Origin of the sequence: Prevotella dentasini JCM 15908, assembly GCF_000614065.1 — a bacterium.
GTDB classification, from domain to species: domain Bacteria; phylum Bacteroidota; class Bacteroidia; order Bacteroidales; family Bacteroidaceae; genus Prevotella; species Prevotella dentasini.
The window spans coordinates 1-14,790 of the sequence record NZ_BAKG01000021.1 but is presented as its reverse complement, the minus strand read 5'-3'; the positions used below and the strand labels follow the sequence as shown (position 1 = coordinate 14,790).

General features: G+C 50.7%; 13 protein-coding genes and 2 pseudogenes. 3 read left to right on the top strand and 12 right to left on the bottom strand.

The annotated features are described in order from the left end of the window. The first annotated feature begins 113 nt into the window (after positions 1-113). Together JCM15908_RS13665 and JCM15908_RS10130 are read left to right on the top strand one after the other, a co-directional pair. A pseudogene (locus JCM15908_RS13665) lies at positions 114-1,323 on the top strand (VapE domain-containing protein). Between the two features lie 492 nt (positions 1,324-1,815). Beyond that, positions 1,816-2,694 (top strand): hypothetical protein, encoded by an 879-nt coding sequence (locus tag JCM15908_RS10130; RefSeq protein ID WP_025003240.1) that lies wholly within the window; start codon positions 1,816-1,818, stop codon positions 2,692-2,694. Between the two features lie 362 nt (positions 2,695-3,056). On the opposite strand, the gene JCM15908_RS10125 is transcribed toward JCM15908_RS10130, so the two are convergent. The 8 genes and pseudogenes from JCM15908_RS10125 to ffh form a co-directional block, all read right to left on the bottom strand. Beyond that, positions 3,057-4,196: an OmpA family protein gene (locus JCM15908_RS10125; protein WP_025003239.1), complete on the bottom strand. Its 1,140-nt coding sequence runs from the start codon at positions 4,194-4,196 to the stop codon at positions 3,057-3,059. 538 nt (positions 4,197-4,734) lie between these two features. Beyond that, complete coding sequence (locus JCM15908_RS10115; RefSeq protein ID WP_025003238.1) at positions 4,735-5,277, bottom strand: 2-oxoacid:ferredoxin oxidoreductase subunit gamma family protein; 543 nt, start codon at positions 5,275-5,277, stop codon at positions 4,735-4,737. 29 nt (positions 5,278-5,306) lie between these two features. Then, on the bottom strand, positions 5,307-6,074 hold the full coding sequence (locus JCM15908_RS10110) for a thiamine pyrophosphate-dependent enzyme (RefSeq protein ID WP_025003237.1): 768 nt from the start codon (positions 6,072-6,074) through the stop codon (positions 5,307-5,309). Between the two features lie 20 nt (positions 6,075-6,094). Then, on the bottom strand, positions 6,095-7,180 hold the full coding sequence (locus JCM15908_RS10105; protein ID WP_025003236.1) for a 3-methyl-2-oxobutanoate dehydrogenase subunit VorB: 1,086 nt from the start codon (positions 7,178-7,180) through the stop codon (positions 6,095-6,097). Between the two features lie 4 nt (positions 7,181-7,184). Next, positions 7,185-7,417 (bottom strand): annotated as a pseudogene (locus JCM15908_RS14445) (4Fe-4S dicluster domain-containing protein). Positions 7,418-7,453: 36 nt separating this feature from the next. Then, positions 7,454-7,633: a tetratricopeptide repeat protein gene (locus JCM15908_RS10100; protein WP_025003235.1), complete on the bottom strand. Its 180-nt coding sequence runs from the start codon at positions 7,631-7,633 to the stop codon at positions 7,454-7,456. 76 nt (positions 7,634-7,709) lie between these two features. After that, positions 7,710-8,594, bottom strand: a complete 885-nt coding sequence (folD, locus tag JCM15908_RS10095) for a bifunctional methylenetetrahydrofolate dehydrogenase/methenyltetrahydrofolate cyclohydrolase FolD (RefSeq protein WP_025003234.1) — start codon at positions 8,592-8,594, stop codon at positions 7,710-7,712. A gap of 87 nt (positions 8,595-8,681) precedes the next feature. Beyond that, positions 8,682-10,025 carry a signal recognition particle protein gene (ffh, locus tag JCM15908_RS10090; protein WP_025003233.1) on the bottom strand — a complete coding sequence of 448 codons (1,344 nt, stop codon included), beginning with the start codon at positions 10,023-10,025 and terminating at the stop codon, positions 8,682-8,684. Between the two features lie 272 nt (positions 10,026-10,297). Here ffh and JCM15908_RS10085 point away from each other — a divergent pair, with 272 nt between their 5' ends. Further along, positions 10,298-11,227, top strand: a complete 930-nt coding sequence (locus tag JCM15908_RS10085) for a DUF4339 domain-containing protein (RefSeq protein ID WP_025003232.1) — start codon at positions 10,298-10,300, stop codon at positions 11,225-11,227. A 293-nt stretch (positions 11,228-11,520) separates the two neighbouring features. Here the strand turns inward: JCM15908_RS10085 and JCM15908_RS10075 are convergent, their stop codons facing one another. The 4 genes from JCM15908_RS10075 to JCM15908_RS15250 all read right to left on the bottom strand — a co-directional run. After that, complete coding sequence (locus tag JCM15908_RS10075) at positions 11,521-12,501, bottom strand: endonuclease/exonuclease/phosphatase family protein (protein WP_084607862.1); 981 nt, start codon at positions 12,499-12,501, stop codon at positions 11,521-11,523. A 58-nt stretch (positions 12,502-12,559) separates the two neighbouring features. Then, positions 12,560-13,624, bottom strand: coding sequence for a bifunctional 3-deoxy-7-phosphoheptulonate synthase/chorismate mutase type II (locus JCM15908_RS10070; RefSeq protein ID WP_025003230.1), 1,065 nt, complete (start codon positions 13,622-13,624; stop codon positions 12,560-12,562). Positions 13,625-13,781: 157 nt separating this feature from the next. After that, on the bottom strand, positions 13,782-14,519 hold the full coding sequence (locus tag JCM15908_RS10065; protein WP_025003229.1) for a tetratricopeptide repeat protein: 738 nt from the start codon (positions 14,517-14,519) through the stop codon (positions 13,782-13,784). 13 nt (positions 14,520-14,532) lie between these two features. Further along, positions 14,533-14,790 (bottom strand): hypothetical protein (locus JCM15908_RS15250; RefSeq protein WP_234396440.1); only part of this gene is annotated, 258 nt, incomplete at its 5' end.

Sequence of the window (14,790 nt, the reverse complement as noted above, 5' to 3'; positions counted from 1 at the left end):
CACAATGCGTTTCCCAACTACGCCCCACAGGACAATGGGCATTAAGACTCCAACAACCGAAAACAGCAATATCTTCCCCATAGAGGGCAATGCTTTATAATAAAACACAAACAATGACGAATATGAGAAATCTGAAAACAATCAAATCGAAAAACCAGAAAAGAAAACAAGTGAAGAAACTCACACACGACGTAACCAAACAGTTCATCGAATACTTGGAAAAACACTACGAACTGCGCTTCAACAGCGTGCTTGGATATACCGAGATTCGACCTGCCGGACGGAAGACAGCCTTTGCCGAGGTAGACGAGCGGATGCGCAACACCCTTGCCATCAAGGCGCGGCTCGACGGGCTTAACGTATGGGACAAGGACGTGAAGCGATACGTTGACTCTCACCTCATCGCCATCTACGACCCCGTGAGCGACTTTATCGGCAGAGTACGCGGACAATGGGACGGACACGATTACATCGGCGACCTTGCCGACTGCGTGCCGACTGCAGCCTGCCAGTGGAAGGAGTGGTTTCATACATGGATGTTGGGGATGGTGGCACAATGGATGGGAATTGACAAGACCCACGGCAACAGCGTTGCTCCGCTTCTTATCTCCCGTCAGATTCCGCAAATCTACCTTCTGCAAAAGTCTTTTGCCGCCCGAACTGCAATGGGGCTACAACGACAACCTCGACATCAGCGAAAAGCGGAATACGCTCTTGGCAATGAATCAGTCGCTGCTCATCAATATTGACGAGTTCAACTCCGTGCCGCAAAAAATTCAGGAAGGTTTCCTGAAGAATATCCTCCAGTTGGCTGACCTGAAGATAAAGCGGCCATACGGGAAGCACAGCGAGACATTGTCCCGAAAGGCATCGTTCATAGCCACTGCCAATATGGCTGATGTACTGACCGATCCCAGCGGCTGCCGTCGGTTTATCGTCATCGAACTCAATGCCCCTGTCGCCCTGCCTGCCGCCATCAACTACGAGCAAATCTATGCACAGGCTGTGGATGAACTCGAAAATGGACGACGATATTGGTTTGACGACGCAGAGACACAAGCCATTATGGAGAACAACCGTCCCTACCAGCGACAGCAGACCGCCGAAGCCCTTTTCTTCGATGCCTTTGCCCTCCCTGCCACCGAGGCGACAGGAATTTATATGACTACATCAGCCATCTACACCCATCTCCGGCAACGTTTTGGCAGTCAGCTCCACCTGACAGGTCTGTCTCATTTCGGACGGATACTCTCCAACATTCCTCACCTGCGAAGCCGGCACAGTGTCCGCGGAACAGAATATCTCGTAACTTCCCGAAAGTAATCTTTCCATTTTTCCTGTCAGTCCGTCAATAGTTTTAACAATTTATCTACTGATAATCAACGCATTATAGAAACTGACAGACTGACAGGAAAAATTAAAAATAAACAAGGAACACTTATCCCCACTACCTTCCCAAAGCACAGAGAATAGCTGACTTTAGCTTGACCATTATCTGCAAGAGGATTTATGACTTCACGGACGTTCGACCTCCGACTTGTCAACATACGGGGTGAAAAGGGAAAACACTCGCTTTCTCTTGTATAACTGCCGGCAATTTAGTAACTTTGTCCACTATGAACCGGCATCCCCATGTCATTATGCAGCCCAAACAGAGCAGGTGAAAATTCCTCATAGCATCATCAAAAAAGATAAATTGAGGAGTTTGCCAATGAAATGGATTGTGGACTATCCGCTTTCCAAAAACGGAATCCGCAATGCTACGGATAAAGCCCAACAAATGGAATTAATCTTTAACCTTTTAAAAATTATTTAATGAAACAAAATCTATTCAAGAGCAAAACAGCAGCGATAGTCGCGCTGTTCTCTATGGCGTTTGCCCTGCCACAAACCGTACAGGCAGAAGAGTACAAACTCGCAATTGCAGGCAAGATGGTAACATCTGAAAACTGCAATGACCTCAGCGTTATCGAAGGCGTAACAGGAAAAGCAAGCTACGACCCTGCCACCAACACGCTCACCCTCGAAAACGTTACCATCCAGTCCACGGAGATATGCAACGGCATTGACAACGGCATCGACGGTACAACCATCAAGCTCATAGGCAACAACACCATTACCGTAGACAAGAACACAGGAATACTCAACTATGTAGACATGCACCTCACCATCACGGGCAACGGCTCTATCAAGGTGAACGGAACACCACAGGCAGAGGTTAGCATAGGAATACAAAACAGAGGATACCTCACCGTGAAAGATTGCAACATAGAAGCAACAGGAGGCTACACGGGAATAGCCTCCGGCGAATGGACATTCGACAACTGCACCGTGCGCGCCAAAGGCAATGGCACGATATTCAACGAGTATGCAGGCAGCGTATGCTGGCTATGGAACAACAAGCCCGTTTTCAAGAACTGCTCCATCACCGAACCCGAAGGCGCATACTGGAAAGAGATTAAAGATGACGGAGGAGGTGTCAACTACTCCCTCTTCGGAGCTGACGACAAGGTGATAACCGACTGGGTAACCATTGCGCCAAACGAGCAGACCGGCATTAATGCCACAGCAACCAACGTACCCGCAAAGAAACAAGGAGTCTACAACCTGCAAGGCGTATATCTCGGTACGTCGTCAGAGCATCTGCCCACGGGCATATATATCGTTGACGGCAAGAAAGTGGTAAAAGAATAACTAAACAACAGCGTTTGCCGTAACGAAGTAGCATCTCCACAAAAACGACGAAGTTACGGCAAACGCAAATTCCGTATCTGACAGAAAAGAGCGGCTACGGAAGAAAGGCAACGCAAGATGCACCCAACGAACAAGGTACGACGATACCCATCCGTTGGGTGTTTTCATATCCTGACCACTGGATATTTAACACGGGTAAGAAGAGAGCCAAAGCTATGGCATTGTCCCAAAAGGCGTGTAACTTCTGCCTTTATCCTTCTCTGTTCTTTCCTCTTCTTAGCCTGCCAGACTATATAAAAAGAAAACTCCCCGATGCAAATGCACCGGGGAGTCCCTTTATATAGAAGTAAGTCTTTATTGTATTACTTTACGTAAACAACAGCGAGACGGTTAGAAGTGTTGCCCTGAACACCCTTACCCTCAGCAGCATCAACAATGACGCCACGGCCAGAGAGGTATTCAGCAACAGCCTTAGCACGGTTCTCAGACAGACGCTGGTTGAGTGCTGCGCTACCCTCTGGGGATGCAGTACCAACAATCTGTACGTGGCTACCGCTCTTAACAGCATCGAGAGCTGCCTTAGCTTCCTTGGTCAGAACAGACTTGCCCTGTGCGAAGGTTACGAATACAAGGTCAGAAACGTTGATTTCCTTAACAACCTGCTTTGCAGGAACTTCCTTAACAATCTCCTTGGTGATAACCTCCGGCTTGCGGTTGCGAAGCTCATTGATCTGTGCGTTCAATGCGTCGATTTCAGCCTGATCACGTGGAGTTACGATTACGAAGTTGTGAGCACCAGTAGAGTTCTTGAACTTGTAAACAACACCTGCATTCAACTGTACGAAAGAGTTGTGGATGTTGTAAGCTGGCTGACCAGACTGGCTGTAAGAATTGTAACCATACTCATCGTGAGTCTCTACAAGCTTCATTTCTTTTGCATCGTAGCTCTTTGCACGAGACTGACCCAAGAATGCGAAGTTGATAGAAGGCTCAACATATACTTGCCACTGCTTCTGTGAACCGAAGTTGAAAGCAAAGTTAAGAGCAGCCTTAGAGGTCATGCGGTTACGGTTGTTCTCAGTTGCATTCTTCAGTTCATCATTGTTTGTGAAGAGATGTGCCCAACCAAGGCCGTACAATGCACTTACCTCGAATACGCGTGGCTCACCCTTGTAACCACCGAACCAGTTGCTGAGGTTTACAGTACCGAGCAAGCTAACATTAGTAGCACGAACGGCAGTGCCGGTAGAAACCCAAGGCTTGTTGGAGAAATAAGCATTTCCCTCAACTGCCAAACCAAATACAGGAGTGAAGTAACGGCCAACACGTACACCGAAATTCGGGTCGAGGTCGCTAAGCCACTTGTGACCAGTTGTCTTTGTAGCAACACCACCGTTAATACCAACGTAGATGTTGTCGAAAGTCTTGCTTTCTGCAACAGTCTGAGCAGAAACAGAAACTGCCATAGAAGCGGCAGCCAACAATAAAACTAACTTTTTCATGTCTCTCTGAATTAATTAATATTTATAAGATATAATTATACAACCTAATTTTGGTGCAAAGTAATAAAAAAAAGGCGACACCACCAAATTATTTCAACAAAAAATGGAACTTTGAGACACTTATTAAGAAAAACAGGACAAAGATTGTGCAACTTTTCCTTTACATGCTATTTCTTCTTATCATCACTGACTGACAGATACTTAGTAATTATCATAAAAATAGAAAAGCAAAACGATACCCTAATGTGCAATAATCCGGCAGCCTCCCGTACACTTTCACACCATAAAAACATCGGAAGAAGCAGCCTTAAGCATATACAACCAAACGACTGTTTAGCAGGAACCGGCAGCTGAAATCGCATTATTAATGATAACAACAGAGAAGATTATGACCGACAGGAAACCATTCTTCCACTTCTGTTTTTCACGGCCCTTAAACAACAACCCATCAAAGGAAAACAAAAAAGGAGACCTTATGGCATCACTGCTGAAGATCTCCAGACAAATTAGAGAGTTATAAAAAATCAGGTATTTCTATCTATTCCTTACTTATAATTTCCATCCCGGACTCAACTGCCTTCATATTCAGCGGAATAAGACCATGATGACGCTCCGGCAGACTCTTGAAGAGAGCTTTCTTCAGTCCGTCCGTACTGACCACGGGACAAACCTTCAGCAGACCTCCCAAAACTATCATGTTGAAAACCTTTGCATTTTTCAGCTCAGCCGCCTTGTCCATGGCATCTATCCGATAGACGGTGATGTCCTTTCTCTGAGGAGGATTGATTACGCCATAACCATCGTAGATGAGAATACCACCTTCTTTCACTTTCGGCTCAAACTTATCGAGCGACGGCTGATTGAGAACAATAGCCACGTCGTACCGACTTAATATAGGAGACGAAATGCGCTCATCGCTGACGATGACCGTTACATTGGCTGTACCACCACGCTGTTCAGGCCCGTAAGCAGGCATCCACGTTACCTCCTTATCTTCCATCAGTCCCGAATAAGCCAGTATCTTTCCCATAGAGAGAACTCCCTGACCACCGAAACCGCTGATAATTATTTCTGTTTTCATAATTTGATTCTTTTGTTTGGGAAATACTCCTACAATCCCGTCGTATCCTTCAGGTCGCCCTTCACATACTCGGGGAACATATTCTCACGCATCCACTCATTGGCCTTTGCCGGACTGAGTTTCCAACCACTGTTGCAGGTAGCGACAATCTCAATGAGAGAACTGCCCTTTCCCAACATGCTCGCCTCAAAAGCCTTACGGATGGCACGCTTAGCCTTCGTAATGGAGGCTATGGTATCGACACTCTGACGCGTTACATAACAGGTACCTTTCAGCTTGCTTGCCAGTTCGGTTATATTGAGAGGATATCCGTGGAGATCCGGCTCACGGCCGTAAGGGCACGTTGCCGTAACCTGACCGAGCAGCGTAGTCGGTGCCATCTGGCCACCGGTCATGCCATAAATGGCGTTATTGATGAAGATAATAGGTATATTCTCTCCCCGGTTCAGGGCATGAATGGTCTCTGCCGTACCGATGCAAGCCAAATCGCCGTCTCCCTGATAGGTGAAAACAAGACGGTCGGGCCACATACGCTTGATGCCCGTTGCCACCGCAGGCGCACGTCCGTGTGCAGCCTCCTGCCAGTCTATATCAAGATAGCGGTAAGCAAACACAGCACAACCAACCGGGCATACCCCGACGGTTTTCTCCTCCATTCCCATATCCGCAATCACTTCTGCAACTAATTTATGCACCACACCATGCGAACAACCCGGACAATAGTGCATTGCCGTATCGTTCATCAGCTTTGGTTTCTCGTACACCAGATTCTCCGGTGAAATTATATCGTTTGCCATAATGCTTTTACTTTGTATTGCTACCCTATAACTTTCTCTTTTAATGACTTGACTATTTCGTCCGGATCAGGGACGATACCACCAAGACGGCCAAAATGCTCTACGGGAATGGCACCATTAATAGCCAGTCTGACATCCTGAACCATTTGTCCGGCATTAATCTCGCTGACGAGAATACCTTTCTTACCCCTTGCCAACTGGGCAAGCTGCCTGCTTGGGAATGGCCACAAGGTAATAGGGCGGAACAATCCTACCTTGATTCCCTCGGCGCGTGCCTGTTCCAAAGCCTTCTCGCCAATACGGGCAGCACTTCCGAAGCTGACAATCAGGTAATCGGCATCTTCGCATTGCTGTGTCTCAAAACGCACTTCGTTGTCCTTAATCTGCCGATACTTCTCCTGCAATTGGAGATTACGCACCTCCATTACTTCCGGCTTCAGTTCCAAGGAAGTGATTACATTAGGCTGACGGTCTGCCGTCTTACCGAAAGAAGCCCACGGACATTCTTTCTTTATTTCTTCTTCTGTACGACGTGGTTTCATTGGCGGCAGCACCACTTTCTCCATCATCTGCCCGATGACACCGTCTGCCAAAATCATTGCAGGATTCCGATACCTGAAAGCCAATTCAAAGGCAAGATCGACAAAGTCTGCCATCTCCTGAACAGAGTTCGGTGCCAAAACAATAACGTTGTAGTCGCCATTTCCGCCACCACGGGTAGCCTGAAAATAGTCGCTCTGACTCGGCTGGATAGTACCAAGTCCCGGACCTCCGCGCATGACGTTGACAAAAACACCCGGAATTTCCGCACCTGCCATATAGCTGATACCCTCCTGCATGAGGGCTATACCCGGAGAGGAAGATGTCGTCAATACGCGCTTGCCGGCACCTGCACCACCATACACCATATTAATGGATGCCACTTCGCTCTCCGCCTGCAAGACAACCATACCAGTGGTCTCCCAAGGCTTCAAAGCCGCCAATGTCTCTATGATTTCGCTCTGTGGAGTAATCGGATAGCCAAAGAACCCGTCAGCCCCACAACGTATGGCAGCGTGAGCTATCGCTTCGTTACCTTTCATCAATGTTACTTCTTGCTCTGCCATACTCTTACTCCTCCATTTTTTTGCGATAAACCGTTATACAACCATCCGGCAAACCATTGCGCACGCTGTACATCCTATGCACAACTCAGCCCTTGCAGGCTCCACGTATGGATAGCCATGAATATTAACTTTCTTCTGTGCCAGCGCAATGACATCCTTCGGACAAGCTACGACGCACAACTGGCATCCCTTGCACCTGTCGGTGTTCACTACAATAGCTCCTTTCATCTTGCTCATAGTTTCTTTTTGTAAGGATTAAAAACTAGTGTCGGTCTAAGGATTATAAGCATCCTTATTGTAGAAATTCAGTATATCTTCCAACATTTGCTTTGCTTCAACAGCGGGAGAGTCGGGATCCAACTCTATCGCCTCCATATAATTATCGAGCGCATGCTTCCAGTCGCCCTTTTTCCTGTACTCGTTTCCGAGACGGAAATATTCTTCAGGGGTCATCATTTGCTTAGCTGACGAGTTACGGGTAAACAAGCAGACAAGTTGAGTTCATCAGCTTGTCTACCCGTTTGCTCTCCTACTTGTAATACTCCTTCTTGCCGGCAGCCAATGTATTCTTCATCAGCGAGCAGATGGTCATCGGGCCAACGCCTCCGGGAACAGGTGTAATATAGGAGCAGAGAGGTGCCACCTCATCGAACTTTACATCGCCGCTGAGACGGAAGCCGCTCTTGCGTGTTGCGTCAGGAACACGGGTAGTACCAACGTCGATAACGACAGCTCCCTTCTTCACCATATCGGCCGTAACGAAATCGGGACGGCCAATGGCTGCAATGATAATATCTGCCTCACGGCACTCCTCTTTCAAAGTAGCCGAATGAGAATGGCAAACCGTTACCGTAGAATCGCCGAACTGCTTCTGCATCATCAGCTGTGCCATCGGCTTGCCGACGATGTTACTGCGGCCGAGGACTACACACTTCTTGCCTGAGGTCTCAATGTGATAGTGCTGTAGGAGCGTCAGAATACCCAACGGTGTTGCAGAGATGAAACAAGGCAGACCGATAGCCATTCTTCCGACATTGATGGGATGGAATCCGTCTACATCCTTTCGGTAGTCGATGGCCATGATTATCTTCTGCTCGTCAATATGCTTCGGGAGCGGCAACTGAATAATGAAACCGTCAACATCCTCGTCCTTGTTCAAGCGGTCTACACATGCCAGAAGTTCTTCCTCGGTGGTATTCTCCTCGTAACGGAAAAGGGTAGACTTGAACCCGCACTGCTCGCAGGAAAGCACCTTGTTCTTTACGTAAGTCTCGCTGCCTCCGTCGTGGCCAACGAGCACTGCTGCCAAATGGGGCTGCTTACCGCCATTGGCTACTATGTTCTTTACTTCTTCGGCAATCTGCTGCTTGATTGCTGTTGCAGTTGCCTTGCCGTCTATCAATTGATATTCCATAAGTATTATTGTTGATGATTGGTTGATTGTTCTTAATGGGCGGGAGGAGAGCAGTCTGCCTATCCTGCCGTTCCCGTTCCGTCCATGCTATACTTTGGGCATGCCGGGCATACCTTTCATGCGGCCCATCATGCCTGCCATCTTCGAGCCAGTTACCATCTTCATCATCTTACGGGTCTGGTCGAACTGCTTGACAAGACGGTTTACCTCCTGTATGTTTGTACCCGAGCCTTTAGCAATACGCTGACGGCGTGAGGTGTTAAGGAGTTCCGGATTGGTGCGTTCCTTCGGTGTCATGCTCTGAATGATTGCCTCAATACCCTTAAAGGCATTGTCGTCAATGTCAACATCGCGGATAGCCTTGCCCACACCGGGAATCATGGATGCCAAATCTTTCAGATTACCCATCTTCTTGATTTGCTGTATCTGATTATAGAAGTCGTTGAAATCGAACTGATTCTTCTGAATCTTCTTCTGCAACTTCTTGGCCTCCTCTTCGTTGAACTGCTCCTGAGCGCGTTCTACGAGCGAAACGACATCGCCCATTCCGAGGATTCGGTCTGCCATTCGGGAAGGATGGAAGATGTCGAGTGCCTCCATTTTTTCACCAGTACCGATAAACTTGATGGGCTTCGTTACGACCGTGCGTATAGAGAGGGCTGCACCGCCACGGGTATCACCGTCCAGCTTGGTGAGCACAACACCGTTGAAATCGAGCCGGTCGTTAAATTCCTTGGCCGTATTGACGGCATCCTGACCCGTCATGGAGTCGACTACAAAGAGTGTCTCGTCAGGATTTACATGATTCTTCAGGCTCTCAATCTCGTCCATCATCTGCTCGTCGATAGCCAGACGGCCTGCGGTATCGATGATGACGACGTCGTTTCCTTTCGCCTTTGCCTCACGGAGGGCATTGTCGGCTATTTCGTTGACATTCTTATTATCAGGTTCCGAATAGACAGGAACGCCAACCTGCGCACCTACTACCTTCAGCTGCTCAATGGCAGCCGGACGGTACACGTCGCAGGCCACGAGGAGCGGATGCTTGTGCTCCTTCGTCTTGAGCAGATTGGCGAGCTTTCCAGAGAAAGTGGTCTTACCCGAACCCTGAAGTCCGCTCATCAGAATGACGGCAGGCTTATGCTCCAGCGTCAGTCCGACAGCATCGCCGCCCATCAGCTCAGCCAGCTCGTCGTGGACAATCTTAACCATCAGCTGTCCCGGCTTCACGGCAGTCAGCACGTTCATGCCCAGAGCTTTCTGCTTGACGGTATCAGTAAACGACTTGGCAACCTTATAGTTAACGTCGGCATCAAGGAGCGCACGACGCACGTCTTTCAGTGTTTCGGCAACATTTATCTCCGTAATCTTACCTTCTCCTTTCAGAATCTTAAAGGAGCGGTCAAGACGATCACTTAAATTCTCAAACATTTCTTTGAAGTATACTTATAGTTTTGTTCTATATGCAAAGATAATAAAAAGCAGAATAAAATAACAGCTCCCCTACTCCATTTAATGTATTTTATAAAAGAAAGTCCCGTATCTTGCTCACACGATTGGGCTTTGTGCAAAAAATATTCAAAATACTTTGTCTGTTCGGAAATAATGTCTATATTCGCAGGCTATTTCCATCCCACTATATAATATAAGGTGGAAAAGGAAGGAGGATTCTTGCAACCGAAACTTATAAACAGAACAAAGAAATGGAATATTTTATCAATATCAACAACGAGAAACGAGGCCCCTACCGCCTCGACGAACTGGCAGGACGCGGACTTGACGCCACATCGCTCGTCATGGCAGACGGAAGCGACCAATGGATTCCGGCATGGCAGGTGGACGAGCTGCGACCACTGCTGATGAAACAAGAGGCTGCCAACTCTTCCCCTACCCCGTCAGAACCTGCCGAAGACGCCACCGAACAGCAAGATTCCCCTACCGAAACGACGGAAGAGCCGGTCATGGGTATTCCCAACGACGAACCGCCCCTCGTAGAAGCCCGGCCGCTCAACACGCAGGACTTCCCCCCGAAACAGACCAAGAGAAAGAAGAATCATACGGGCTGCCTGACAGCAGCGGTGATAGCTGTCGTCGGACTATTCGCCACACTCGTCTTCTCCTGCCCCGACACCCCTGCCCACAAGGAGGCTCTTGCCAATGCAGTTACAAATTCCATCAGCATGGCTGCCCAAAACAACCCGGCTGCCGACGACGACCTCATATCGAAGGCTTTCCAGACTATCAGCAACGCCTTCACGGGGAAGGTGATAGAGGCCGCAGTAGACAATCTTGTCAAGGTAGACAACCACGTCGTCTATTCCGTAGGCAAGGTGAACTTCGACGGCAAAGACCATGTTGTATCAGTCGGAATACTGGGGCACATCTTCACCATGAACCAAGCAGACCTGAACAAGGCGGCCGAGAAGTATTACGACAAGGCGGAGCTGAAAGCGGAGGAAGAACTGAAGAAACAGGCAGAGAAAGCACTGAAAGAGAACATCGTCGACCCTGCTGCCGACGCCATCAAGGAAATGATTGGCTCCGTGGCCGGAGGCCTGCTCGACGACCTTGGCTTAGGAACGCAACCAGACGCGCAGGACGAGGAGAACAACCTGCCGGCAGACTCCATTTAGACCGCGCCAAACGGCAAATCACCTCGCCGAGCCGACCTCTTCTGACAGACAATGAAAAGCATACTTTTTCAGTCTGTAAAAACGTATATCTAAAAAGTTCGCCAACTTTTCGCAAAAAGTTCGCGAACTTTTTGCAAATTGTTCGCCAACTTTTTTCTGTTCGTTCATTTACCTTTGAAAACACAGGAAGAAAGCATGCCCACATTGTCCATAAACTTGCTCCCTTTTCCAGACAGACAACGGGCTGTCCGCAAATCCGTCCGGCAATCGCACAGCCATCCGCAACCTGCCATTTACATATCCAGTTCCAACACCAACGGCAGATGGTCGCTGAATCCCCGGTTATACCGCATGCCGTTGTAGTTGCGACGGGGCTTCACACCGCCGTATATCGCATCTTCCTCCAACAGGAAGGGCAGGTCGGCAATACGGCAGGCACGCACTTTCCCTGCCAGCGCATCGCTGACAAGTATGTGGTCGAGACTTTCCCATTCGCCCTGATAGCGGTAAGTCCCCCCTGCCCCGTTCCGCCCCTCCGCCTGCCGGGAGACGTTCCGGAGACCATGCCGGTAAGCCAGCTGAAGGGAAGGGCTGCCGGCATAGTCGTTGAAGTCGCCCATCACGAGGACGGAAGCCTTGGGCGACAAGTGCAGCAGGCTGTCCACGCACTGGCAGAGCCGCTCCGCGACGTGCAGGCGGAAAGGACGCGAAAAGGCCTCGCCGCCCATCCGGCTCGGTGCGTGCAGGACGAAGACGTGGAGCGTATCGCCGTTCGGCACCTCGCCTGCCACATAGAGAATATCGCGTGTAGGGCGCATGCCTTCCAGCGGAGCAACACGGATAGTATCGGCATGAACGGGACGGAACGACAAGGGCGAATAGAGCAACGCCACATCAATGCCGCGGACATCGGGCGAAGCCGTCATCACGTATTCGTAACGGGCCTTCCGCAACAGCGAACGCCGGGTCAGGTCGCGCAGGACGGTGTCGTTCTCCACCTCGCAGAGTCCGACGAGGTCGGGAAGACCGCATCCCGACGAATCCTCGCCGCAGGCAATAATCTCCTGCCCTATGTGGTTCAGCTTCTGCCAGTAGCGCGTCCGCGTCCAACGCCGGGGCGAATCCGGCAGAAACTCACGGTCTTCCTTCAGCGAATCGTGCTGCGCGTCGAACAGATTCTCGACATTCAGCTCCACTATCCGCAGCCTCTCCTGCGACCAGAGGGAAAGAGACGGAAGGAAAAGGCAGGCAAGCAACAGGAAGATTGGTTTCACGGCAAAAGGTGTTTTAAGCGGAAGAAGCAGGCGGCAGGACAACAGGCCGCCCGGCAGTCTATTGGTTAATAATCGACAGCTGCTGCCTGACGCTCTCTTCGTGGATAAGCTCGAAGACATGCGCGGCAAACTCGGGACTCATCCCACAGAGACGGGCCTGCGCCCCGCGCTTTTCGAGAATCTCGCCATAACGGGCGGATTGCAGGACGGTGAGGTTATGCTCTTTCTTGAAGCTGCCAATCTCGCGGCAGATGCCGAACCGCTTGGCAAGAAGTTCCATCAGATTGTTGTCCAGTTCGTCTATCTGCGCACGGAGCCGGGACAATTCCCCAGTCCCGGCACTGCCATTGCGGATAACGAGATGCGAAAGAATCCGTCCGAGCATGTCGGGCGTTACCTGCTGCCGGGCATCGCTCCAAGCCTCATCGGGCGAACAATGGGTCTCGACAATCAACCCGCCGAAGCCCAAGTCCATGGCCTGCTGACAGAGCGGAGCAATCAGGTCGCGGCGTCCGCCGATATGGCTCGGGTCGCAGACAATGGGAAGACCGGGGATGCGGCGGTGCAGCTCGATGGGGATTTGCCACATAGGCAGATTGCGGTAAATCTTCTTCTCGTAGCTCGAGAAGCCGCGGTGGATGGCACCGAGCCGCCGCAACCCGGCCTGATTGAGGCGTTGCAGCGCACCTATCCACAGCTCAAGGTCGGGGTTGACGGGATTCTTTATCAGTATGGGAACGTCTATTCCGCGCAGCGAGTCGGCCAGAGCCTGTACGGCAAACGGATTGGCCGTAGTACGCGCACCTATCCACAGAAGGTCCATGCCGTACTTCAGGGCAAGCTCCACATGTCCGGGCGTCGCCACCTCCGTGGAAATCAGCATGCCCGTCTCGTCCTTCACGCGCTTCATCCACGGCAGTGCCTTCTCCCCGTTTCCCTCGAATCCTCCCGGCTTCGTGCGTGGTTTCCACACTCCGGCGCGGAAGATGCGGCAGCCTTTCCCGGCAAGGAGGCGCGCGGTGGTCATCGTCTGCTCTTCCGTCTCTGCCGAGCAGGGGCCGGCAATAACAACGGGACGCTTGCCGTCGCAGGGGAGACGGAGCGGTTCTATTTCTAATTCCATAGACTTTATTTCTGTTGTCTGCACCTTCATGCCGAAAGAGCGGAACCTTACTGCGCCCCGAGCGCATCCGGCTCTGCGGCAGAGAGCAGGCTAAATGTTCATCGTCCGCTGCCGGGCAGAAAGTGCAAAGATGCCGTCGGCAGCTCTCATAGTTCGGTTACTCTCCCACGGCATCTGCCAATTCCGCCTTCTCCTTCACGGCAGCTTCCGAGAACGGGTCGGCCTCCAGCACCTTGTCATACCACGACCGTGCCCCGGCAATGTTGCCCCGGCCGCGCTCTATGCGGGCCTTGAGCAGAAGCACATCCTCGTTGCTCTCCACATGTCCGAGCAGCCACCGGGCATCCTCGTCGGCCTCGTCGAGCCGTCCGGCAGACAGGAGCGTCTCTCCCCGGAGCAGGTAGGCCTCGCCGTACTCCCCGTTCAGCCTGATGGCACGGGTAGCCATGGCCACGGCGTTGACCTCGTCGGCCTGCCCCCTGCATGCCAAGGCGTAGAGATAGCTCACCTCGGGCACATCCCCGTCTATGAGCAGGGCCTTCTCGCAGGCCTCCGTCATCGCGTTATAGTCGTCCATCATATAGGCAACGTTCGCCATCCGGATAAATATCTTCTGATTGTCGGGCTGCGCTTTGGCGAGGACAAGAAGCTCGTCGTAGCATTTCGCCAGCTCCTCCGTGTGCAGATAGGCCGTGGCCAAGCCGTCATGCACCTCAAGGTCGTCCTGTATCTGCAAGGCGTGCAGGAAACACTTTACCGCATATTCGGCCTGTCCCATCTTCATGGCACGTATTCCGTCGTATTTCAGTACCTCGAAATCATGCGTCTCGCTGTGCGGTTCTGCCTCCGCGGCCGTCTCTTCCTTGCCGCCAAATAGTTTCTGAAAAAAGTTCATAGGGCTGCTATTCTTAAATGCTTGGATAATTGTTATTGCTTTCTACCTGCAAACTTACACAAAAGTTACGACATTTCCGCCATTTCGCCCCAAGAAACTGCCTTTGCCGACCTGCGGCGACGTTCTGCACCAAAGGCGGAACAAAGTGATGGATTACGGAGAAAACGCTGCCGGAAGACAGGCCGAAAGCGGAAAAAAGGCCCGGTACAGACGGCCGGGAAGCGGTTAGCGGAGGCAGGAAAATTTGTATACGGTTAGCGGAAAATTTATA